Annotated in this window: 17 protein-coding genes and 3 pseudogenes; 12 read left to right on the forward strand and 8 right to left on the reverse strand. The window is 46.5% G+C overall.

Annotated elements, in window-relative coordinates:
* Window position 1: 1 nt before the first annotated feature.
* The 3 genes from D791_RS15010 to D791_RS15020 all read right to left on the reverse strand — a co-directional run bounded on the left by D791_RS15010 (window position 2) and on the right by D791_RS15020 (window position 4,616).
* Window positions 2-892: a GAK system ATP-grasp enzyme gene (locus D791_RS15010; RefSeq protein WP_036513315.1), complete on the reverse strand. Its 891-nt coding sequence runs from the start codon at window positions 890-892 to the stop codon at window positions 2-4.
* Window positions 879-2,507, reverse strand: coding sequence for a phosphotransferase (locus D791_RS15015; RefSeq protein ID WP_036513317.1), 1,629 nt, complete (start codon window positions 2,505-2,507; stop codon window positions 879-881). Before D791_RS15015 ends, D791_RS15010 begins: the two co-directional genes overlap by 14 nt.
* An 84-nt stretch (window positions 2,508-2,591) precedes the next feature.
* On the reverse strand, window positions 2,592-4,616 hold the full coding sequence (locus D791_RS15020; protein WP_036513319.1) for an oxidoreductase: 2,025 nt from the start codon (window positions 4,614-4,616) through the stop codon (window positions 2,592-2,594).
* Between the two features lie 89 nt (window positions 4,617-4,705).
* Here D791_RS15020 and D791_RS15025 point away from each other — a divergent pair, with 89 nt between their 5' ends.
* Together D791_RS15025 and D791_RS15030 are read left to right on the forward strand one after the other, a co-directional pair.
* Window positions 4,706-5,167 carry a TetR/AcrR family transcriptional regulator gene (locus D791_RS15025; protein WP_337588673.1) on the forward strand — a complete coding sequence of 154 codons (462 nt, stop codon included), beginning with the start codon at window positions 4,706-4,708 and terminating at the stop codon, window positions 5,165-5,167.
* Window positions 5,168-5,488: 321 nt separating this feature from the next.
* Window positions 5,489-9,034: a DUF1631 family protein gene (locus D791_RS15030; RefSeq protein WP_157682399.1), complete on the forward strand. Its 3,546-nt coding sequence runs from the start codon at window positions 5,489-5,491 to the stop codon at window positions 9,032-9,034.
* A 264-nt stretch (window positions 9,035-9,298) separates the two neighbouring features.
* On the opposite strand, the gene D791_RS15035 is transcribed toward D791_RS15030, so the two are convergent.
* From D791_RS15035 to D791_RS15050, 4 genes and pseudogenes are all read right to left on the reverse strand, one after another.
* A complete protein-coding gene (locus D791_RS15035; RefSeq protein ID WP_237748670.1) occupies window positions 9,299-9,790 on the reverse strand; it encodes a sulfite exporter TauE/SafE family protein in 492 nt (163 codons plus the stop codon).
* Window positions 9,791-12,000, reverse strand: a pseudogene (gene uvrD / locus D791_RS15040) (DNA helicase II).
* A 29-nt stretch (window positions 12,001-12,029) separates the two neighbouring features.
* Window positions 12,030-13,004, reverse strand: a complete 975-nt coding sequence (locus D791_RS15045) for a homoserine kinase (RefSeq protein WP_036513325.1) — start codon at window positions 13,002-13,004, stop codon at window positions 12,030-12,032.
* 10 nt (window positions 13,005-13,014) lie between these two features.
* Complete coding sequence (locus D791_RS15050) at window positions 13,015-13,383, reverse strand: DUF2782 domain-containing protein (protein WP_237748671.1); 369 nt, start codon at window positions 13,381-13,383, stop codon at window positions 13,015-13,017.
* Here D791_RS15050 and polA point away from each other — a divergent pair.
* Complete coding sequence (gene polA / locus D791_RS15055; RefSeq protein ID WP_036513327.1) at window positions 13,382-16,135, forward strand: DNA polymerase I; 2,754 nt, start codon at window positions 13,382-13,384, stop codon at window positions 16,133-16,135. The genes D791_RS15050 and polA overlap by 2 nt on opposite strands.
* A gap of 169 nt (window positions 16,136-16,304) precedes the next feature.
* Here polA and yihA read toward each other — a convergent pair whose 3' ends face one another.
* The gene (gene yihA / locus D791_RS15060; protein ID WP_036513330.1) at window positions 16,305-16,955 is read right to left on the reverse strand and encodes a ribosome biogenesis GTP-binding protein YihA/YsxC; all 651 of its coding nucleotides are present in this window, start codon (window positions 16,953-16,955) and stop codon (window positions 16,305-16,307) included.
* A gap of 202 nt (window positions 16,956-17,157) precedes the next feature.
* Here yihA and D791_RS15065 point away from each other — a divergent pair, with 202 nt between their 5' ends.
* The 9 genes and pseudogenes from D791_RS15065 to tatC all read left to right on the forward strand — a co-directional run bounded on the left by D791_RS15065 (window position 17,158) and on the right by tatC (window position 24,080).
* Window positions 17,158-17,763, forward strand: coding sequence for a c-type cytochrome (locus D791_RS15065; protein ID WP_036513333.1), 606 nt, complete (start codon window positions 17,158-17,160; stop codon window positions 17,761-17,763).
* 146 nt (window positions 17,764-17,909) lie between these two features.
* The gene (locus tag D791_RS15070) at window positions 17,910-18,545 is read left to right on the forward strand and encodes a thiol:disulfide interchange protein DsbA/DsbL (protein ID WP_237748672.1); all 636 of its coding nucleotides are present in this window, start codon (window positions 17,910-17,912) and stop codon (window positions 18,543-18,545) included.
* A gap of 125 nt (window positions 18,546-18,670) precedes the next feature.
* Window positions 18,671-20,098: pseudogene (locus tag D791_RS21900) on the forward strand (GGDEF domain-containing protein); the annotation flags it as partial.
* 139 nt (window positions 20,099-20,237) lie between these two features.
* Entirely contained in the window at window positions 20,238-21,863 is a 1,626-nt protein-coding gene (gene ubiB / locus D791_RS15080; RefSeq protein ID WP_036513342.1) for a ubiquinone biosynthesis regulatory protein kinase UbiB, read from the forward strand.
* A gap of 58 nt (window positions 21,864-21,921) precedes the next feature.
* On the forward strand, window positions 21,922-22,314 hold the full coding sequence (gene hisI, locus D791_RS15085; RefSeq protein WP_036513345.1) for a phosphoribosyl-AMP cyclohydrolase: 393 nt from the start codon (window positions 21,922-21,924) through the stop codon (window positions 22,312-22,314).
* Between the two features lie 4 nt (window positions 22,315-22,318).
* Window positions 22,319-22,651: a phosphoribosyl-ATP diphosphatase gene (locus D791_RS15090; RefSeq protein WP_036513348.1), complete on the forward strand. Its 333-nt coding sequence runs from the start codon at window positions 22,319-22,321 to the stop codon at window positions 22,649-22,651.
* 51 nt (window positions 22,652-22,702) lie between these two features.
* Window positions 22,703-22,969: a twin-arginine translocase TatA/TatE family subunit gene (tatA, locus tag D791_RS15095; RefSeq protein WP_036513351.1), complete on the forward strand. Its 267-nt coding sequence runs from the start codon at window positions 22,703-22,705 to the stop codon at window positions 22,967-22,969.
* A gap of 15 nt (window positions 22,970-22,984) precedes the next feature.
* The gene (gene tatB / locus D791_RS15100; protein WP_036513354.1) at window positions 22,985-23,335 is read left to right on the forward strand and encodes a Sec-independent protein translocase protein TatB; all 351 of its coding nucleotides are present in this window, start codon (window positions 22,985-22,987) and stop codon (window positions 23,333-23,335) included.
* Window positions 23,332-24,080 (forward strand): annotated as a pseudogene (gene tatC / locus D791_RS15105) (twin-arginine translocase subunit TatC). Before tatB ends, tatC begins: the two are co-directional and overlap by 4 nt.
* The last annotated feature ends 192 nt before the right edge of the window (window positions 24,081-24,272 follow it).

Below are 24,272 nucleotides of genomic sequence, written 5' to 3' on the forward strand. Positions count from 1 at the left end.
ATCAGGCACTCAATTCTTGGATAGCATAGTCGGCATAGATCGAGGCAACATCTATTCCGCACCCCATTTTAGCCCCTTTGAAGCCCCCCAGTGTGGACACTTCAAATACAACAGGTCCCTCAGGCGTCATGGCAATATCAACGGTTGCAAAGTCTAGATTAAATGCAGACTGTGCACGCTCGGCAATGCTCAGAGTCTGGTTGTCCGGCGTATAGGGTGCATAATGACCGCCGCTATGAATGGTCGTATTCCACGTGTGCTGGGCTGCAACCCGCGCATAGGCACCGATGAACTGGCCTTTTAGAAAAATCAGGGCCATGTCTTGTCCACCTAACTCGATTTTTTTCTGAACATATAAAATGGGGTGGCGGGCTTTGTAGCGGTTAAGTTCAAGGATCAGCTCATCTTTCGACTGTTGCGCGCACAGTATCTGCATACCTCTTGCTTTCGTCGAAAATAAAGGCTTGATGACAACACTGTTCCATTCGAGTATTTTCGTAAGAGCGCTATCAACGGACTCCGTAATTAAGGTTTGTGGCATGGGAATTTGATGGTTACGCAGGGTCACTGAACAGGTTAATCGATCCAATAGACGAATTAAACTGTTTGCGTTGCTGAATACCCGAACGCCACATGCCTCAGCCACCCGCAGAAGCTCCAAGCGCTCAATACTAACATGACCAAAATCAGAGCCAATTTTCTTGATGATTATGCCATCGAGTTCACATAGATTGTGTCCTGCGAAGGTGACGCAACCTTGTGTCAGATTCAGTTCGAGCTTTGCCAGTTCAATGACTAACCGAAAACCCGTTCGTTTTTCAATTTCGTTGGCGAGGACTTCGGTCGACCATTTGCCAGGGATGCCGACGACTCCAATTTTAAGACTGCTCATGAAGTACATCCTTGAAAGGTAAACGGTACTGATGGAGCGGTGTACCATCGTGTTGAACGATATGGTTGAGTAGAACAATACCTTTATCAAACAGATAGTTTGCGTGAGTTGCATCAAGAATAAAACGAGTTGAGGTGATGAGGCTACGGGCAAGGCCTAGAGCCATGCGCACTTCAAACGTCGGATCATTTTGCTCCTGAGCAAACTGCTGTGCAATTGAAAACATCGAAGCCGCCGTCTCATTTACACGCACTTTTGACATTTCATCAAATAAAGGCAAACGCAACGCGGAGACAATAAATACCGTGACGTCTTGAACGTAATCCATGTGTCTTGAACGATGTAGGTCAATAAATCGAATTTGTTTGTGCGTATCGTCGTACAAAATGTTGTCCAGATTGAAATCGCCATGAATATAGACTGAAAAAGGGCAAGAGAGCTGATTATCAATCTGTTCGGCTTTTGAAAGGAGTGCTTTGAGGCTGAAAGGCGTGTGTGCCTTGAGTTGCTCATTAAAGCTTGAATGTATGTTCAAAATAGCCGGTAAGCGCTTTTTGAGTTGCTGAATAAACAAAGGAAAGGCCTTTTCTTTTCGGCGTGTGGATACCCAGATACGCGGTAACATCTGACTCATTTTTTCTAATCCGCGTTTAAGCTCTTCTGCACTATCCTGAAGGAGCATTTGTTCTAAGGTTTTGCCAGGTAAGTGCTCAATGATGAGCGCACCCGAGCTACCTTGGTGATGGTGCGACAAAATCTGCGGGGCGATGCCCGGGAAAAGAGAGTTCCAGCGTTGTAAGCCTCTGCGCTCTTCTTGAACTTTCCGTAACTCTCCTTCCTTGAGTACACCAATAAAATGATCATCTTCTTCATTGGTGATTGCCGAAATGGCGCTGCCAGACCGCGTTTCAGCGATGGTTTCCAGTGATAAGCTGTCCCACGCCTGATGTCCCAGTGTAGAGACCATGGCTTGTAAGGATAAAAATTGCTTCATGTTCATGGGTTGCCCCAAGAGCACAGCAATCAGAGACTCGCTAATATTGACGAGAGATTCTCCCATCTCTAAGAAATAGCGTGCGAGAAACAAGCTGCTAATTAAGGACTCTGTCTCTTTCTTTCGTTTTAAGGCCTTAAGATGAGCATTGAGTGTCTTTTTATAGAAGTGTGCGAGTTTTTGTTTGACTTGTCCGATGCGTAAGGCATCTTGCGTGTCATTGGAGCTGAGAATCCCTTCAACTTGTTTAAGCGCGGTCTCGATGCGCTCCAGTTGTTTAGAATATTTATGCTTGGTTAGCATTTTATGGGTGTTCAGCTGTTGAAGCTCACGAGCGGCGTCTCGGCATAGGCTGGCAATGCGCTCTAATTCATCGGCAATATCGCCTGCCGCCTTCAACGACTGAGCATCCAGTGACTGTTTTTCTTGAAAAGCCTTCAGACAGCGCGCATGAACACGCTGCTTTAGGTTATAACTATGACCACTGCGCTCCGTAATTGACTTCATCAGCGCCGTCGATGGAGTCTCAACAAGGGTCATCAGGTTTTGCAGTTGTGTGCGAACTTCAGCCAGTAAAAATACAAGCTGCGTTTTGACTTCGCTAGGCAGCGCCAGATTCATAGCTCTATCTCAAGATTGAACAGGACGTTAATCATAACGATAGAGCCACTGGATCGCTACCCATGGTCAAAAAGTGTTGATCGTTTAGAGTTGTATTGCCAGCCGTGTTCCTTGATCGATGGCACGTTTCGCATCCAGTTCATTCGCTTTATCGGCTCCTCCAATTAAATGGACCGGTTTGTCAGAGAGGTGTTCAACCAACGTGCGATTGGGTTCCTGGCCAGCACAAATGACGATGTGATCGACCTCAAGACACATAGCTTCGCCTTTCACCGTCAAATGCAGTCCTTGATCATCAATGCGCTGATATTCACAGGCATTGAGCATTTTGACGCCTCGTTTGCTGAGACCTGCTCTGTGTGCCCATCCTGTGGTTTTACCCAGTTGGGCACCCACCTTGGAGGCTTTTCTCTGCAATAGAAAGACGTCTCGTGCGGCGGGATGAAAAACGGGCGTCACATTTTCCACAGAGCCTCTGGCTTGCATAGACATGTCTACGCCCCATTCTTGCATGTACTGTGGAATATTAAGACTGCTGGACTCGCCCTGGTGTATCAGGTATTCCGCTAGGTCAAAGCCGATGCCTCCAGCGCCAATGATGGCGACCCGTTGGCCCACCTTGGCGCCTTGCATCACATCGAGATAGCTAAGGACGGTTGGATGGTCAATGCCTTGAATATCAGGCGTCCGCGGCTGTATCCCAGTGGCCAGAATGACTTCATCAAAGTCAGAGTCATTGAGCAGGCTTGCACTCACCTGTGTGTTAAGTTGTAGATCGACAGAGGTGAGCTCAAGTTGGCGCTTAAAGTAACGCAGCGTTTCGTAAAACTCTTCTTTGCCGGGAATGCGTTTTGCAATGTTGAATTGCCCACCTATCTCGGACGCTGCATCAAAGAGTGTCACGGAATGACCACGTTTGGCTGCTGTGATCGAAAATGCCAAGCCAGCAGGCCCTGCACCAATCACTGCTAGCTTTTTAGGCTTGAGCGTAGGTGTAATTATGATTTCAGTTTCATGGCAGGCTCTGGGATTGACTAAGCAGCTTGTCAATTTGCCTGCAAAGATATGATCAAGACAGGCCTGGTTGCAGCCTATGCATGTGTTGATCTCATCGGCTCTTCCTTCAGCGGCTTTGTTGATAAACTCAGGGTCGGCAAGAAAGGGGCGAGCCATGGAGACCATGTCAGCATCCCCTCTTGCCAGCACCGCCTCGGCGACATCGGGCATATTGATTCGGTTGGAGGTGATTACCGGGATAGACAAGGATTTGCGAATCTGTGCGGTCGCCCAAGTAAACGCCGCACGCGGAACTTTCGTTGCGATGGTTGGAATGCGAGCTTCATGCCAGCCGATGCCTGTATTAATAAGTGTCGCGCCCGCGTTCTCCACGGCTTGTCCGAGTTCGACGATTTCATCGTGACTGCTGCCGCCTTCAACAAGATCTAGCATCGATAGTCGATAAATAATGATAAAATTCGAGCCGACGGCTTGACGAACACGTCGAACGATTTCGATCGGGAAACGGATGCGTTGCTGATAGTCGCCACCCCATGCGTCGTCACGTTGATTGGTGCGTTGGGCGATGAATTGGTTGATCAGATAACCTTCAGATCCCATAATTTCCACGCCATCGTAGCCGGCTGTTTGTGCAAGTAGCGCACAGCGCTCGAAGTCTTGGATTTGCTTTTCCACATCTTCGCTGGTTAAGGCTTTGGGTGTAAATGGGTTGATGGGGGCTTGAAGGGCAGATGGTGCGACCAGTTTTGGGCTATAGGCATAGCGTCCAGTGTGCAGTATTTGCATGCATATTTTGCCTCCTTCTTGGTGAACGGCGTGCGTAATGATGCGGTGCTTCTCAACATCGTCAGGATTTGAAAGCTGTGCGGATCCACTGTGAACAACCCCTTCGCTATTGGGCGCAATACCGCCGGTGACAATCAGGCCAACGCCACCACGGACTCGCTCGGCATAAAAGGCCGCCATGCGCTCAAATCCGTGTGGGGCCTCTTCTAGACCTAGATGCATTGAGCCCATTAACACGCGGTTTTTTAATTGGGTGAAACCAAGATCTAGCGGACTGAATAGATGTGGATAGAGCGAGTGAGTCATGACGAGTTTCCTGTTATTGATCTTATCTGGACAGTGTCAAGATAGAGGTGTATTTTGACACTGTCAAGATTAAGGAAGTATTTTAGATGATGAGTAATCAAAAACAGCACTATCATCACGGTGATTTGTATAAATCATTACTAGATGCGGCAACAAAGTTGCTGCGTGAAGGGGGGGTAGAGGCTTTATCAATGCGTAAGCTAGCCGATCGTGTGGGTGTATCGCGTATGGCACCTTACCATCATTTTAAAGACAAAAATGATTTACTCTGTGCCATTGCCGAACAAGGGTTTCGCTTACAAGAAGGCTGCTTATCTGAATGTGAAGTGTTGCCAACGGCAGCCGCGTTAAAGACCTATGTATTGACCTATATTCGCTTTTCTCAAGAGCATGCCGAGACGTATGACTTGATGTTTGGACGCGATATCTGGAAAACAGGAGTGCCAACGGAGTCCTTAAAACAGGTTTCAAAAGTTACGTTTAAGCGTTGGCTTGACTGGATTGAGCGACTGCAAAGAGAGCGGGTGTTAAGCGCTGACGACTCAGCCTGAGAGTGGCTCAGTCAAGTTGGGCGGGTCTACACGGTTTGTGTCGTCTTTTTAATGATGGTATTTATTTGAATCCAGAGGATTTAGACGCAATCGCGTGTACTTTGGTGAATTCTTGGCTGGAGCCTAGCAGCATTAAACGTTAGTTCATGTAAGGTTCAGTGAAACATGCGTACTATGCGGTATATTCTTTAGGTATCAATTTCTTAGGTCAACAGTCCTCAGCAAAAGAGCATTGAAACGGATTCGTGGTGCTCGCATTGTATTAATGGGTCGAGGGTTTTATACTGCTTAAGAGCTTGGACGGTCGTGCTGAGAGGTGTTGTGAAACTGGACTCCAACGCAAAGCAGGTGTTACGCCACAAATGTAATGCTCTGTTTTTGTCATTCATTGATGATGTCGTCGATCATTTTTTTGCGAGCGTACCTGCACATCTAAAAGAAGCGGGTCTTCAAGCGGACTCCCTTCGTGAATCCTCGTATTTTATTAAGCTTGCCAATGATTTTGATATTCTCAAGCCCACTATTTCCAAAAAATTCAAAGCGCTTTTGCACGAACGTATTCAATCCGACTCAACGGAGACTCCCTCATTTTTAGGCAGTTCCGATACGGCTGTGCTTGAACTGGTGGATGAAACGGAGTTTGATGATTGGCTAAAAATTGCAACGGTCAGCGAAGCGTTAGAAGCCAAATATTCGCAGCCTATGTTGGATTTTGAAGCCCGATACGGTGTAGTTTTAAATCTAACACTTGATCGAAACAACAATCCGTTTGGGCCCCGTTTGGTGTGTCGTTCTTTCCAAGAGGCGATTAAGGATGAAGACTTTAATAATCCGATTCGCGCGATTTTGTATACAGCTTTAGGGCATTCGTTAGAGCAAGACTATCCGGGTTTTTTGCAACACTTAGCTACGATTTTAGAAGATATCACACCGCCTTTAGAGGTTAAAAAGCCAACAGAGCGGCCTGCCGAGTTGGATTTGCCGAAGCCGATGGTTCAGTCAAGACCTGAATCAAGAGTGGCTGAGTCAGATGCGTCTTATACGACCAAACGAACTGAAAACAGTCGATCCAATGCTGAATCCAGTTTTGCCCAAATTCTAGAGCTTTTAGATCAAGAGTCATCGCCTCTGCCTGCGTCTGCTGTTGGGCGATCAAGTCAAGCATCTGCAATTGATAATTCAATCCGGGTGTTGTCTCGCTTAACGGCCGTGTTGAACAATACACGTCAAACCTTGCTCAGCCGAGAGGAGCCAGCGGCAAACACGCGAGCTAGGCCAGTAGGCTATTCTACAGGCCAGACAGCGCCAATGGATGAAATTTTGGCTGGGATAGAAAGCATGTCGGCGGGACATCTGACTCGAAGTCAGCCTGCTGCACAGTCCCCAGCCGAGCAGTTACAGGCCTATTTGTCGGTGAATGCCGGCCAAGCTCGATCGATTCCTGCACACCAAGCCGAAGTGCTCAATGGTGCGGCGCGTTTATTTACCCGTGCGCGGTCTGAGCATGATGAGGCATCTGACATCGATAGTCTGCTCAAACGCTTAGAGCGGCCCTTGTTAAAACTTATGCTGAAAGATCTCGATTTCTTGATGAGCGATGCCCATCCTGCACGAGATGTTGTGAACCTCATTGATCAATTTGCGATGGCGGCGGATTCGAAAGGGCGCTTTTTTGATGCAAAGCTGAGGCGTTTCTTGGCGCTGCAAGTAGATTTAGTGGACCGAGAGTTTTCCAAAAACCCTGATGTATTCAGTCAGGTCAGAGATAAACTTCAGAAAGTTATTCAACCAATTCGTAAAGCGCGTCGCAATCGTGTGTTTCGTACTCAGCAGCGTTATGAGTCACAAAATGTACTGCGCAATGCAAGGGAGCGAGTCGATGCGTTCTTAGAAACGCGCTTAGGAGGGGAGCGAATTCCCGTTCTTATTGTTCGTTTACTTGAGCTGGGTTGGCGCCAATACCTTGTGCTTATGCAACTGCATACGGATGCAGAAAAGCGCAAACACGCCATAAGCGTGTTTGACTTGATGTTAAAGCGGTTAATGCAGGAGCCCGTCTCAGGGACCTTTTCAGCCATGGAACTCGCCGAAGACATCACACAAGGATTGATTAGCGTGGGGGCCGATGCACATGAAATTAAACCCTTGCGTTTATCCTTGTTAGCCGCTTTGACTCAGCCCGAAGGCCTTGTCGAGTATGTTGAGGTGCCGCGCCGGTCGGTACCTGATTTGAGTGAAACTAAACTGGCCATTACTAAACATTTGGATATTGGTCATTGGTGGTTGTTTTTAAAAGATGAGCGTTGGGTGCCGATGCAGTTGATTTGGCAAGCCCGCTCAGGAGGTCTACTTGGATTTGTTGATCGCTCTGCATCTGAACAGCAATCTCTGACACTCGATGAACTGTCTGAACGCGTAGCTCAAGAAACAGCACGAGAAAATGAAAAGCAGTCATTACCCCTGTTGGAGCGTTCAGAATATGCGTTATTTGATGAGTCCTATCGAGATTTGATTCATCAGGCACTGCATGATCCCGCAACGGGCTTGGCAAATCGTAAAGCATTATTCAGAAGAATGAATGCGGCAGCAGCAGATGCTAGTGCCTTGGGTCATTCCTGTTTGTGTCAAATTGAGTTTGATCAGACAAGAGTTGTGTACAGTAACTGTGGTATGGATGCTGGAGATCGTTTACTGAAAGACTTAGCCAGCAAGATTGAAGATCTTCTGTTGCCTTCTCAACAAGTGTCAGTAGTGAACAGCGATACGTTCATCCTGTTGCTTCCTGATGTAGTTGAGGCACAGGGAAGAGAAATTGCCATGCAGATAGTGGCACGGTTAGCGGATTATCGATTTGAACACGATCGAGAAATATACAGCATTGGTTTAAATATAGGACTAGTTGAATATACCCCATCACTCATGAGCGTGGATGCTGTTCTTCGCCAAGCAGATTCAGCGTGTTTAGCGGCCAAATCTGAAGGTCGCAATCGCTACCGAGTGTATGAGTCGTACGATGCTCAGTTACAAGCACAGGAGGCACTCAAAGAGTGGGCTGGACGAATCGATCGTATTATTGAAAGTAATGGTTTGTATTTACGTTGTCAGAAAGTCGCTCCGGTGGACGAGACGGCTGGACTTCTGCCGTATTATGAGGTTTTACTGGGCATTCGTGATCATGGTGCCCATGTGGTGTCATTTAGTACAGAAGCAAAAGTTGAAAATATTCAGCCAGCAGATTTTTTTCCGGCGGTAGAACGCTGGAAACGCTCACATGAAATCGATCTATGGGTCTTGGCGCAAGTATTTGACTGGATACGTCAAAATCGACAGTATTTTGATCAGATAGGTGGATTTGCGATTAATTTATCTGCACAGTCACTGAGCAATGCAGCCGTGTTGGAGTATTTGCGCCAGCAGTTGAGTAATCATGATCTACCCATGAATAAAATTACCTTTGAGATTACCGAAACGGCTGCGATTGATAGCTATGCGAAAGCACGTGAGTTTATGGCACAAGTTGGTAGCTTTGGTTGTCAATTTTCGTTGGATGATTTTGGGACAGGCTTTGCGTCTTATTCACATCTTAAGAATCTGAAGGCTCACTCTTTGAAAATCGATGGTAGCTTTGTGAAGGATATAGTGGATAATCCCGCGGATTATGCCATGGTGAAGTCAATGAATGAGATCGGTCATTTTCTGGGCATGAAAACGGTCGCTGAATTTGTTGAGTCGCCCGCTATTCTTGAGAAATTGAAAGAAATTGGTGTCGATTATGCTCAGGGATATGCTGTCCACAAGCCGATTCCGGTCACTGAGTTGTTGAAAGAAGAATTTAATGCCCCTATCCAACCAGTTGACCCCATTTAGCCCCTTTATTAGTGCATTGCCTGCCAAATAAGTTGGAAAGCTAAAAGCGTAAGAATTAGATTGAAGAGTAACCCAAAGCGTTTGTCCGTTAGGGTCTTGAGCACTTTAATTCCCACCCAATTTCCGATCGCCCCACTGATAATCATCAGTAGCATCAAACCTAGCCACTCGCTGAAAACGAATCCAGCTGCACCGAATACAAAGGCCTTTGGTAAATGTTGGATGCTCATACAGGCGGTAAAGTTGGCGACAGTTAAAAAACGATTACCCTTGTGTTGTTGCTTTACAAATGCGGCAACAAGCGGTCCTGTGGCTCCAGCAAACATGCTTATAAAGGTCGTGATCGCTCCTGCGATAAACGTCCCTACACGCCCTAAACCAATGGGAGGGATTTTGGGGCAGCAGAGAAAAAGAAATAAAACCGGCAATGCTTAACTGCAGCATAGAGATTGGGAGCTGGACAAGGAAGTGGCTGGCCAACACAGCTCCTAAACAAGCCCCCGGTGTAAATGTGGCCAGCAGTTTCCAATCAATATGTTGCAACGTCATGATGGCACGATTGAAATTTGATCCCAGTTGAACCATGCCGTGCACAGGAATTACAGCGGCGGGTGGCATCGAAATTGCCATAAGAGCGAGCAGTAAAACACCGCCCCCTACACCAATGCTGGACGTGATTGCCGCCGTGAATCCGGCGGCAATCACCAAAAAAATACCCATCCAAGGGGCGATTTCAGCAGGGAGCAGCCATTCCATTTACAACGCCTCCAAGCGAGCAAAACCGGCAACTAGCCACTTGCTGCCTTCATTATCAAAGTTCACTTGAATGCGGGCTTTTGGGCCAGACCCTTCGTAGTTAACGATGAGTCCTTCACCAAACTTGGGGTGTAAAACGCGTTGTCCTAAGTTGAAGCTTAATCCCGGAACACTTGTTTGTGCTAAACTAGGTGACTGAAAAAGCGAGCTTTTATTTGAATTCTGACCGCTGCTGAAGGGGCGTCGAACATTCGCGTTCAAGCGAACCTCTTCAAGTAATTCGTCTGGAATCTCTTTGATAAATCGGGATGGGCGATTGTATTTTTCTTGTCCATGCAGACGGCGTGATTCTGCCAGAGTGAGGTAAAGCTTTTGCATGGCTCGGGTAATGCCGACATAGCACAGTCGACGCTCTTCTTCTAAACGCCCAGGCTCTTCCGCTGACATGCTGTGAGGAAACAAGCCTTCTTCCATGCCCGTTAAGAAGACAAGAGGAAACTCAAGTCCTTTTGCGGAGTGAAGTGTCATGAGTTGCACACCATCAGCATGAGTATCGGCTTGGGCTTCACCCGCATCCAGTGCGGCTTGATCGAGAAATGCAGACAGTACATTGGCGTTTTCGTCGCTATTTTCCCGCTCCCACTGTCCCGAGAATTGTCGGGCAGCGGTTACCAGCTCGTCTAGGTTTTCAATGCGGGATTGCCCCTTTTCACCTTTTTCCTTTTCATGATGCTCAATCAAGCCAGAGATTTTAATGACGTGGTCGGTTTGCTCGTGCAGCTCCAGTCCTTCGGTTTCAGTGCCCATTTGGTTGACTAAGTTAAGGAATCCTTGCAGCGCATTGTTAGCGCGCGCTGGCAAGACCTTCAACTCAACGATCTCATTGGCTGCGCGCCACATGGCGATGTTCTCTTGGCGAGCACGTTCGCGAATGAGTTCAATTGTGCGCGTTCCAATACCCCGTGTTGGCACATTGATAACGCGCTCCATCGCCGTGTCATCTTCGCGGTTGGCAATCATGCGTAGGTAGGCCAGTGCATTTTTTATTTCGAGGCGGTCATAAAAGCGTTGTCCGCCGTAAATACGATAAGGCACTCCACTGCGAATGAGTGCTTCCTCGAGTACTCGGGATTGGGCGTTGGAACGATAGAGGATAGCGCTTTCATCACGTCGGTTGCCCTGCTCAATCCATTTTTCAATTTGGTCGACAATAAAACGGGCTTCATCTTGTTCGTTGAATGCGCTGTAGACCGATACCGCTTCACCTTCGCGACCTTCGGTCCAGAGTTTTTTCCCTAAGCGTCCGGTGTTGTTCTGAATGATGGCATTGGCTGTTTGCAGAATGCGGTTGGTGGAGCGGTAATTCTGCTCAAGGCGGATGGTGTCTGTTTCAGGGAAATGATCGGAGAGGGTTTGAATATTTTCAATCCGCGCCCCACGCCAGCCATAAATAGACTGGTCATCGTCGCCCACGGCCATGAGTTTCTGTTCGCCTTGGCAAAGCAGCCTTAACCAACCGTATTGAATGGCATTTGTATCTTGGAACTCATCGACTAAAACATAGCGGAATCTTTCTCGATAATGCGCCAATAGAGAAGGGGATTTATCCCTGAGAAGTTCTAATGAGCGTAGCAGAAGCTCACCAAAGTCGATCATACCGCCGCGCTCACAGGCGGTCTCGTAGGCGCTGTATAGATCGATCATGGTTTGTTGGAAAGGATCGGCTGTTCGGTCAAGATGTTGACTGCGTAAGCTTCATCTTTTTGCGCATTAATAAACCATTGAACTTGGCGCGGCGGCCAGCGTGTATCGTCCAGATTCATTTCTTTACACAGACGCTTAATCAGTCGAAGCTGGTCATCACTGTCCATGATTTGAAAGTTGTCTTTCAACCCCGCTTCTTTCCAATGCGCGCGCAGCATCCGATGCGCAAGTCCGTGGAAGGTTCCCACCCACATGCCGTGTGAGTTGATCTTTAACAACTCTTCAATACGGCCACGCATTTCTCGTGCCGCTTTGTTGGTAAAGGTAACCGCCATAATCGAAAATGGAGATAGGCCTTCTGTTTCAACAAGCCATGCAATACGGTGAACCAGTACTCGCGTCTTACCTGAGCCAGCACCCGCAAGGACCAAAAGGTTTTTAACAGGGGCAGTTACCGCTTGACGCTGAGCATCGTTCAGCGAATCAATAATATGAGTGACGTCCATTAGCCTTCAACATTGAGTAAATTGATACGTTAACGCAAGACAGCCGGGGTTTTAATCCTCGACAGTAAAATTTGCTTGTATTGATTAGGGTCTTTGAGTTTCATCGCCCCCCCTTGACGAGAAGCCTGAGCTATCCCTAACCAAGGAATCAGCCTTGAAAGCCAAAAGCGCATGGCGGCTGTTCGTGTTAAGACTGGCCAAGCCATTGCCTCGTCATCTGTAAATGCGCGAATGCTGGCATAGCCTTCTAATAAGGCCTTTTCTCGAATAGGGTCTAGTGTACAGTCTGTATTGCAACACCAATCATTAGCGACAATGGCTAAATCATAGAGCTGATAGGCGGTTGCGGCATTGTACATATCCAGAATCGCCACTAGGGCATCGTCTTTAAACAGGGCGTTGTCATGAAACAAATCCCCATGAATAACACCCATAGGAAGATTTAACTTGGCGTCTCTTAGCTGGTCAAAAGCGCGGACTTCTTGTTTTAACAGGGCGCTGTCTTGTGCATCCAATAAATGAGAAATTGCCTCGCTCTCACGACGCCACCAAAAAACACCACGATGTGCTTGGCGTGTTAAATAAAAATCAGCACCAGCCTCGTGGAATTTGGCAAGAGCCTCTCCAATTTGAAAGCAATGAGTGGCTTTGAGTTGTGTGGCAGGTACATCCGCACCAAAGAAGCGCGGTTGCAGTAATGCCGGTTTCCCTTTGAGTTGCTTGAGTGCAATGCCATTCTGATCTTTGATTGCGTAAGGTACGGCAATATTCCGTGCCGCCAGCCATTGGCCGAGTTCAACAAAGAAGGGCATTTCCTCCAGTGACAGTTCCTCAAAAATGGTGAGGACATAATCATGGATAGCATCGTCTTTGTTGAGCGTCACAAAGTAATTGGTGTTTTCAATCCCACCCTCAATGCCTTGATAGCTGACGAGTGTGCCAAGATTGAAATCAGTCAAAAGAAGCGTAAGCTCTTCGGTCGTAATTGAAGTATAAACAGCCACTGCGTCGTTCCTACCAGGTGAAAATAACCCATTTTGGGATGAGTACAGTGGACTCTCCAACACGAATCAAATCACCTCCCTCTCCTTTAGGGACGAGGTAGTAAGCAGGTCCAACGCCAGGTACCACCTTGATCTCCTTCAAAATACCGTTTACCCGATATTCGAAGTAAGTCGCTTCGCCATCATTACGAATGACGATTTGTTCCTCTTCCTCGAAGCTGTTTTGGGCTTGAAGAGATCCGAGCGTTAAGCAGCTTAATAAGGCAAGGAGTAAGAGTTTTTTGCCCATTTTGTATTTCCCGTCAGTTTCAGCGTGTAATTTGATATGATTGTGAACCTTGATACGATTCACGGCAACCAGCAAAGCGGAATTAACCATGAGTGAACAGCACCCACCTATTATTTTAGTCGACGGCTCGTCGTATTTATACCGCGCATTTTTTGCGTCACAGCAGGCCGACTTACGCACTCGAGATGGTTTTCCCACGGGTGCTGTGCGGGTGGTCACGTCGATGTTACGGAGTTTGTTAAAACTCTATCCGAACAGTCCACTCACCGTTGTCTTCGATGCCAAGGGTAAAACCTTCCGAGACGATATTTATACAGAGTATAAAGCGAATCGACCATCAATGCCTGATGATTTACGACTGCAAGTCGAGCCTATTCATCAAATTATACGTGCGATGGGCATTGAAGTATTGGTTGAAGACGGTGTCGAAGCCGATGATGTGATTGGAACCTTGGCGTGCGAAGCCTCCCGTCAACAGCGTCCCGTAATTATTTCAACGGGTGATAAAGACATGGCTCAGTTAGTGAATGAGTATGTCACCCTAATCAATACAATGAACGACACAGTGCTGGATGTCGAGGGCGTTAAGCAAAAGTTTGGTGTGGAGCCTGAGTTAATTATTGATCTGCTGGCACTGCAAGGCGATAAGGTTGATAACATTCCCGGAGTGCCAGGTGTCGGCGAAAAAACAGCCTTGGCGTTGCTGCAAGGCATCGGTGGTATCCATGCCTTGTATGAACATTTAGATAAAATAGCGGGCTTAGGTTTTCGGGGTTCGAAAACTATGGCCGCAAAGCTCGAAGAGCATAAAGACGCAGCCGAGTTATCCTACCTGCTGGCCACGATAAAAACAGACGTGCCTTTGCATATCAAGCTTGAAGATATACCTTGTCCGACCCCTGATGTGTCGGCTTTATTAGATCTTTTCAAGCAGTTTGAATTTAAAAGTTGGATTGTGGAACTTGAGGCGACTGTTCAAGGAGGGGAGTCGCATTCTGTAGAATCCAATGAAAACCCCTTCTCCGCTGTGATAGAAACCCAATATGAAACGGTGTTGACTTGGGAGCAGTTTGAACACTGGCGTGTACGCCTAGAAGGTGCCGATGTTTTCGCCTTAGACACTGAAACCACTAGCTTGAACTATATGGAAGCCGAGTTAGTGGGTCTATCCTTCGCCGTCAAAGCGGGCGAGGCTGCCTATTTGCCCTTAGCACATGACTACGTTGGTGCACCCACCCAGTTAGATCGTGCTAAGGTCCTAGAGGCCCTTAAGCCGTTATTGGAAGAGCCTACAAAAGGCAAAATAGGCCAGCATATTAAGTACGATATGAATGTTCTAGCGCGTTATGGAATCGAGCTGCGCGGTGTTGTATCCGATACCATGCTTGAATCCTACATCCTTAACTCCACCGCAGGCCGCCATGATATGGACAGTCTTGCAGATCGGTATTTAGGAGTAAAAACCACTTCATTTGAGGAGATTGCGGGGAAAGGCAAGCATCAACTGACCTTCAATCAAATTGATATGGACATCGCTACCCCTTATGCCGCAGAAGATGCCGATATCACCCTGCGTTTGCACCAGTCGCTAGAGCCGAAACTGAGCGCTGAGTCTCGTTTGCTGGATGTGTTGCGAGAGATAGAGGTTCCTTTGATTCCTGTTCTTGCTCAGATTGAGCGCCAAGGCGCAAAGGTGGATGCGACACTTCTAGCCAAACAAAGCCAAGAGCTTGACGTTAGGTTGCATGAGTTAGAGCAGCAGGCATATGCCTTAGCGGGGGAAACCTTCAATTTAGGCTCACCTAAACAGTTGCAGGTTATTCTTTATGAGAAGCAGGGTATTCCTGTGACCAAGAAAACACCCAAGGGCGCACCATCAACCGCGGAAGAGGTGTTGCAGGACTTGGCGTTAGACTATCCTTTACCCAAGGTCATTATTGAACATAGAGGCTTGAGTAAACTCAAGTCAACCTATACCGATAAATTACCGGTAATGATCAATCCACGCACCGGAAGAATCCACACCTCGTACCATCAGGCTGTAACCGCAACGGGACGTTTATCCTCCTCAGACCCCAATTTGCAAAACATTCCAGTGAGAACGCAGGAAGGGCGGCGGATTCGTCAGGCCTTTGTAGCGCCCGAGGGCTATAAAATTCTAGCAGCCGATTACTCTCAAATTGAACTCAGGATAATGGCGCATTTGTCGGATGATGAAGGTCTGCTGAGTGCCTTTGCCAAGGGAGAGGATATACATAAGGCCACGGCGGCCGAGGTGTTTGCTGTACCGTTGGAGGAGGTTTCTGCAGATCAGCGGCGCAGTGCAAAAGCGATTAATTTCGGATTAATTTACGGTATGTCAGCGTTTGGTCTTGCGAAACAGTTGGGCGTTGGGCGAAATGAAGCACAGCGATACATCGACCATTATTTTGAAATGTATCCCGGTGTGCAACGCTATATGCAGAATACCCGAGCCCAGGCAAGCGAAAAAGGGTATGTCGAAACCCTGTTCGGGAGACGACTGTATTTACCTGAGATTAATGCTAAAAACGCAATGCGTCGACAGGCGGCCGAGCGAACAGCGATTAATGCGCCGATGCAGGGCACCGCTGCGGATATTATTAAGCGGGCGATGATAGAGGTTCACGCCTGGTTAGCCAGTTCAGGGTTGGATGCGAAAATGATTATGCAGGTTCACGATGAATTGGTATTCGAAGTGAAAGCGGACGCTGTGCCTGAGTTGACCGAACAGATTCAACGTCTCATGGCAGGTGCAGCTCAACTCAATGTGCCCTTATTGGTTGAGGTGGGGGTCGGTGACAATTGGGAAGAGGCTCACTAACAACAAGCCTTCCATAGACGGGAACTTTGACATGGCAGATGACTCAAAAAAATGGGTCATCTGTGAAATCTAAAGTGCCTAATAGAGAAAGGTGACTCTTTAACGTAGTCTACGCATGCCCTCAGAGCCGTTTTCCCCTTCGGCTCTGAGGGACTCTTTCCGAATAGGGTCAAGATGGATCGTTGGCGATGTCTTGATCATCTGAAGAGAAAAGCAGTTCTGTGAGTCTTGCTCTTAGCTCATCTATGCCTTGGTGTTTCAGCGCAGAGAAGGTTTGTAACGAAACCCTATCTCCTAAGCGCTTTTCCAACTGAGATTTAAGCTTTAGCAGCGTGCTTTGAGCAGGTCCCCTGGTTAATTTATCCGATTTCGTCAGCAGGACATGCAAAGGCATCCCGGTTCGCTCACACCAACCCACCATCATTTCATCAAATTCTTTCATGGGATGACGGATGTCCATTACCAGCACAACGCCCTTTAGTGCTTCTCGATGTTGAAGATACGCATCAAGGTGTTTTTGCCAATGCGTCTTCATGGCGACTGGTACTTTAGCATAACCATACCCGGGTAGGTCGACGATTCGATACCCTGGAATGTTAAGGTTGAAGAAGTTTATCAGCTGTGTTCGTCCAGGGGTTTTTGAGGTGCGCGCTAATTTTCCATTTTGTGTTAATGAATTGATTGCACTGGACTTTCCGGCGTTTGAACGACCTGCAAAGGCAACTTCAGCGAGGCTGTCATCAGGGCATTGATTGAGTTTATCAGCGCTGACACAGAAGGTTGCGCTGTTAAAATGGAGTATTTGATGAGCATCGGACATTCGTTTATCACTATGGTAGGATCGTCACACAGAACAAAGGCGTTCCAGTTTGTGAGGATATTAGTTTATAATACGACCAATTTTACCTGCGAACTGAGTTAAGCTCTAGTCAGAGTAGGCAAACATTTATAAGGTTAGTGGCGATAAGTCCAATCAAAGCTAGCTTAACGATAATTTACTAGCAAGAGTCCGGGTCAAGTCAATGAACAAATTACTGATCAGCTTACTGATAAGCGTTGGAATCACCGGTGTTGCGCATGCCGCTGGTGGTAATGCAACTGCAGGTGCATCGAAAGTAGCCGTGTGTGCGGCTTGCCATGGTGCCGATGGCAACAGCCCAATGGGAGCCTTCCCAAGCCTCGCTGGGCAAAACTCGCGTTATCTGCTTAAGCAAATGCAAGATCAGTTGAGTGGCGCTCGAGTGATTCCTGAAATGACAGGGCTGCTGAACAACCTTTCAGATCAAGACTTGCGTGATATTGCTGCGTTTTATGCTAACCAACGTACAACCATTGGTCAGGCAGATGCCGAGCTTGTTGAAAAAGGCCGTAAAATTTATGAAGCGGGTATCGCTGATAAAGGCGTTTCTGCTTGTATCGCATGCCATATGCCAAACGGACAGGGTAACAATCCTGCGCGTTTCCCTGCTTTAAGTGGTCAACATCCTGAGTATACCCTGTTGCAGTTGCAAAAATTCGCATCGGAAGATCGTGCGAATGACCCTAACCGTATGATGCGTGATATCGCAGTCAAAATGACTGAATCAGAGATGCGTGCTGTATCACAATACATTCGTGGTCTGTATTAATCAGTATTCATTCGATATTCATGAAGGGTAGCTTAGGCTGCCCTTTTTATTGCCTTTAGCGTTATGTGTTTGTCTTGAAGAGATCAACGAACTTTTATAAGGCATCTGTGTCGAACTGAAAAATCATGTTTTAACTGGGAAGAGAGATGAGTATGTTTAAAAAGTTACTGTTGGGTGCCACCTTTGCCTTGATGTCTGTGATGGCTACGGCGCAGGAGCCTCAGTTCCGTGCAGGAGAGCACTATATCGAATTGCCTTTTGCTGTGGCTACACGCAATCCTGAGAAAGTAGAAGTCGTGGCTGTTTTTGGATACTCATGCCCGCATTGTGCAAACTTAGAGCCTGTCCTGCAGTCTTGGGCCGCGCAACAAGGTGATGACGTTGATTTTCAACATTTGCCAGTTGTGTTTTCTCGTAATTGGGAACCTCTCGCAAGAGCCTATTACGTTGCGGACTTAAGTGGCAAGGTGTCAGAAACGCATTTGCCAATGTTTGATGCTGTGCATGTTGAAAAGCGCCAATTTAGAAATCCAAATGATTTTGCTGCTTTTTACCAAAACTATGGTATTGACCCTAATGAGTTTAAGAAACTCTATGAATCATTTGCGGTTGATATGCGTTTGAAGCAAGGGCAGGCTCGAGTTCGTGGATATGAAATTACAGGGGTGCCTGCGATGGTTGTCAATGGCAAATACCGCATTACCGGTCAGACCGCAGGCAGTAATCAGCAAATGTTGAATGTTGTTAATTACCTTATAGAAAAGGAAAAAAACGCTCAGTAATTTAATCCTTTCAGGATAAAAGTGCCGAATAATTTTGCAAGCAGCGTGTGAATTCTCCCACTCTTCGGCACTTCTAGTTTATAGTTAGCTTATCTCACAGTGTAGTTTGGCTCGAGGTAAGCTAAGTGCAATCAGAAACCGACGAATGGCGCAAAAAATATAAAGAGACCGCGCGTGAATTGGAAGAAATGGGAAAGCGGTCTGACCTCAGCTTTTCACAACTGAACCAAATCATAACGTCCCTGAGTATTGCGTTACAGGGGCAAGACCCTAAACTTGATCAAGTGCTGTCACTGTTAGGTAAGCAATTATCAACCAATAGCTATGGCACGCTACGAGATATCTCCCGTCACTTAGAAAAATGCTCACGCGAACTGGATACTCAAAAAGTTAATTTGAGTCGTCAGATTAAGCATTCTCTTCAAGAATGGCTCAAGCAGATTAAAACACTGGATGTCGAGAAAGTCGAGATCTCAGCAATTGTCGAACTATCGCGTGAGCTGTCCATCGCAACTGAGGACATGTACTCCTTAGGCGCATTGCTAAAGCAGTTGGTGCAGTTGCAGACTCAAGTGATGGCGCGTGGTCATTTGCAAAGTCCTTCGCAGTCATCTTTGGATGACTCAAGTGCAATTAAACAGCAGTTGATTGAGCTTGTACAAGCCCTGAGAGTTCCTGAGCAATATTCGGATGCCTCGGAGGAGTTAATTCTAAGGCTCAAGACTGCTCAAGAGTTTTACGAAGTTGCTCAGGTGATCGAAACGCTTGTTGAGTTGATTCGACGAGTATTTCCCAGTGTTACCGATGATTTTGAAGACTATTTAATTAGTTTAAACTCTCAGTTAGGCTATATTCAGGCCTTCTTATATGAAAGTCGTACCGAAGAAAGTCATGCTGTTTTACAGCATCAGGCTTTGGATAAAACCGTTAGAGATGATGTGAGTCTGATTCAGCAGGAAGTGCATAAATCGACCGATATTAATGATCTAAAACAATCGGTAACCCTGCAGTTGGCAAGTATCATTAAAACGATGGACACCTATCGACAGTCTGAAGAGGCGCGTGAATCTCGGCTGCAGCATCGTTATACTCGTCTTCTCGAAAAAGTGAAGCAGATGGAGCTGGAGACGCAAGATGTTAAGTCTCGCATAGAGGACGAGCGCCAGAAGGCGAGAACCGATCCCCTCACTGGTCTACCGAATCGTATAGGGTATGCCGAGCATTTGGCCAGTGAGTTTGAGCGCTGGAATCGGTATGGTACAACCTTTACCTTATGCATTGTTGATCTGGATTATTTTAAGAAAATCAATGATGATTATGGCCATTTGGCGGGAGATAAAGTGCTGAGGTTGGTGGCAAAAACACTGCGCAGTAATTTGCGCACACACGATTTTATATCTCGATTTGGCGGTGAAGAGTTTATTATTATTTTTCATGCGGCAACTAAGGATGTTGCATGTACAGTGGCTGAGAAATTGCGAAAAGCAATTGAAAAAAGCCCGTTTAACTTTCAAGGAAAACCCGTTCATGTTACGGCTTCTTTAGGACTAAGCGAAGTGCAAAAAGGGGATGTGCTGATAGTGTGTTTAGTCGAGCCGATGAAATGCTCTATAAAGCGAAGTCATTGGGTCGTAATCAAGTTGCAGTGGATTAGTGCTGCTTATTTTTCGTTTTGCTACAGGACTTTATTGAGTGCGCCCTGTTTATCGAAGTTTGAAAATATGGTGGGTGATTGCCCGCTATCGTTTAGATACATTTTTAATTCGTCAGACCTTACCCTTGCCATTGAAATTGTTGCTTTGGCTGCTCCCTTGGCGTTATTTGATTCCGGCAAAAGGTTCAAGTGCCGTGCGTTTGCGACTGGCGTTAGAGGCCTTAGGACCCGTTTTTATCAAGTTTGGTCAAATGTTGTCCACTCGAAGAGATTTGTTAGCCGATGATGTTGCATTGGAATTGGCCCGTTTACAAGACAGTGTGCCGCCTTTTTCAGGCCAGCAAGCGCAACGGATTATAGAAGAGTCACTAGGACAGTCGGTTACTGAGCTCTTTGCCGAGTTTGAACAAGCCCCTATGGCATCAGCATCCGTTGCTCAAGTTCACAGTGCTACCTTAAAAAATGGTCAATCAGTTGTGGTTAAGGTGATTAGGCCGGGGATAGCGAAAGTCATTCAGCAGGATATTTCACTTCTCTACACCCTTGCGTGGCTGGTCTGTAAGCTGTGGAAAGAGGGGCGGCGACTTAGACCGATTGAAGTGGTTGAGGAGTATGAGCAAACCATTTTTGATGAATTAGACCTGAGGAAAGAGGCGGCAAACGGCTCGCAGTTGCGTCGAAACTTCGATGGTTCTTCTATCTTATATGTGCCTGAAATTTACTGGGATTACACGCGCCGTAACGTGCTTGTCATGGAGCGAATTTATGGTATTCCTGTTGCGAACATGGATCAGTTGCACGCGCAGAATACGAATATGGAAAAGTTAGCGGAGAGAGGTGTTGAGATCTTTTTTACGCAGGTGTTTCGCGATAGTTTTTTTCATGCGGACATGCATCCAGGAAACATATTTGTTTCCATAGATAACCCTGAAGATCCTCAATATATTGCGATTGATTTTGGTATCATAGGGTCCCTCAGTGAAGAGGATCAAAGTTATTTGGCGCGTAATATCTTGGCATTCTTTCGAAGAGACTATCGCCAAGTGGCTCAACTTCATATTGATTCGGGCTGGGTGCCGAGCAATACGAATGTTCATGCTTTCGAAACGGCCATTCGCAGCGTATGTGAACCCATCTTCGAAAAGCCATTGAAAGAAATATCGTTTGGCCTTGTTTTATTGGGACTTTTCCAAACAGCCAGACGTTTCAATATGGAAGTGCAGCCTCAGTTAGTGCTGTTGCAAAAAACGTTGCTCAATATAGAAGGATTAGGGCGGCAGTTGTATCCAGACTTGGATTTATGGAAGACGGCAAAGCCTTTCTTAGAAAACTGGATGAAAGAGCGCATGGGGCCAAAGGCAGTGTTTCATGCAGTTAAGGAGCAGGCTCCTGAGTGGTTGGAAAAGTTTCCTCAGGTTCCACAGTTGCTTTTTGATGTTTTGCAAAGCACAAAACGTAACAAGGACGATTTGATGCAGATTGAGACTCGCATGCGACAAGACGCAGAGTTGAAGGCTCAATCGTCTCGTCGTTATATGTTGCTGGGTGTAACATTTATCGCCTTAGCGCTGGTTACAATAAGCCCTAACCTTAATTATGAATCGATCCCTATCGAGGGCTGGGTGTTACTGGGTCTTGGGTGGTTGAGTATTTGGAAGGCCTGAACCTTTTTGAGCGTTAATTACATATCGAGCGAATCGCGTAAACTTAAGTGTGGTGAGTATGTCTGATGAATGGTTGAATAGAATAAAATGGGACGCTCAAGGGTTGCTTCCGGCGATAGCTCAGGACAGTGAGACAGGGCGCGTGCTCATGTTTGCTTGGATGAATCGTGATGCATTACGCTTGACCGTTGAAGAAGGTCGAGCTGTCTACTGGTCTCGATCACGCAATCAATTATGGCGAAAAGGCGAAGAGTCGGGTAACGTGCAAGAGCTTAAAGCCATAGAATTAGACTGTGATGCAGATGTTGTGTTATTGCAAGTGAAGCAGTTGGGTAATGTTGCTTGTCATACAGGCCGAAACAGTTGTTTTTATCGCCGCTTAAATAATGCGAACGAATGGGTTACTGTCGAAGGCGTGCTTAAGTCACCAGAAGATATGTATAAGAGATAAAAGCATGAGTGATATTTTAGATCAGCTGAGTGTTGTTTTAGAAGAGCGAAAGCAAGCAGGCGCTGAGAGTTCATATGTGGCATCCTTGCATGCCAAAGGCTTGAACAAGATATTAGAAAAAGTGGGTGAAGAGGCTTTCGAAACGGTTTTGGCTGCCAAAGACGCCGAAATCACAAAAAATAATCAAGCGCTAGTGAGTGAAACCGCTGACCTTTGGTTTCATTCTTTGGTAATGTTGTCTCATCTTGGTGAGGATCATAGGTCTGTATTGGCGGAGCTTGCTAGACGGTTTGATGTATCGGGTCTTGAAGAAAAAGCTTCGCGCATCAAAAAATAAACCTCGTAACTTTAATTTTAAACCTATCAGATTGGGTATTGGAGAGTAAATATGGGCTTTGGTGGAATCAGTATTTGGCAACTTGTCATTGTTTTAGGCATCGTCATTCTATTATTCGGTACAAAAAAACTGCGTGGGTTAGGTGGCGATATTGGCAGCGCGGTGAAGGGATTCAAAAAAGCAATGAATGAAGAAGACACAAAAGACGCGAATGAGTCAGCCGATAAGAAAAAAATCACCAATGAAGATGCTCAGTTTTCTGAACAGGCTTCGACTGACGAGAAAAAAGATAAAACACCTGACTCTTCCTCTAAGTAAAAAGTAGTCTAAACGATGTTTGATATCGGTTTTGCCGAAATATTAATTGTGAGCGTTGTTGCGCTTTTGGTGCTGGGCCCCGAAAAGCTGCCAACGGCAGTCCGCACCTGTGGGCTCTGGCTTGGTCGGATTAAGCGCTCAGTGAGCGCTATTCAGAGTGAAATAAGCGAAGAGTTAAGAATTGAAGAGCTGAGGCGGACGACAGCGATCAGCAAAGAGCAGCTCGAAAAGGAGCTGAAGGAAATGCGTCAGCCGTTTAATGCGGCATCGCAAGACGTAAGTAAAACAGTAGAGGAAGCTGCTAAGGCTGTGGATATGCCGGACGTGGCCTCTAATCTTCAAGACAACGAAAGTAATAAGCCATGAGTACCGAAGATAAAGATCAAGAGCAGCCGCTCATTTCACATTTAGTGGAACTGAGGCAGCGCCTTATGCGTTCAGTTCTCGCGGTTCTGTTGATTTTCCTAGCGTTATTTTATTTTGCCAATGACCTATACCTTTTTGTGTCAGCCCCTTTAACGGCCTTGCTGCCGGAAGGGACAAGTATGATAGCCACGGATGTGACCTCGCCTTTTTTTGCGCCCTTTAAGTTGGCGTTGGTGGTTTCATTAGGATTGGCGATGCCTATATACTGCATCAGGCTTGGTCGTTTATTGCACCGGGTCTTTATAGCAATGAAAAGAAACTGGCTATCCCTTTACTGTTATCCAGCGTTGTCTTGTTTTATGCAGGGATTGCGTTTGCGTACTTTGTCGTGTTTCCGCTGATTTTTGGGTTCTTTACGAGCGTCGGTCCTGATAATGTTGAAGTTATGACCGACATTAGTAGCTACCTTAACTTTGTTTTGAAATTGTTTTTTGCGTTTGGAATTACATTTGAAATACCTATAGCAACCCTCCTGCTTATTCGCTCGGGCGTCGTGTCTGCTGACAGCCTTGCCAGTAAGCGTGCCTATGTAGTGGTTATCTGTTTTATTTTTGGAATGCTCCTGACGCCACCTGACATCATTTCACAAAGTCTATTGGCCATTCCTATGTGGCTTCTTTTTGAGTTGGGTCTCTTCATGTCTAGGCTGTTGTTCAAGCCAGTCGTTGATGATGAGCGTTCTTGAAGTATTTGGCCTTTTAGATGGTGGCTTTAAAACTTTTTTAAAAAAGTAGTTGACCTCTCCCAAAAACCTCTTTAATATTCGCGCCTCGCTTGAGAGACAAGCCCTTCCGGGGGAAAGTCACTGAAGCGGGGCTTCTTTTTAAGTGTTTGATTCAAATGCAGATTAAGAAGTGGTTGGTGGTTTTTCAGGTAG

The organism is Nitrincola nitratireducens (genome assembly GCF_000585235.1).
Classification (GTDB): domain Bacteria; phylum Pseudomonadota; class Gammaproteobacteria; order Pseudomonadales; family Balneatricaceae; genus Nitrincola; species Nitrincola alkalisediminis.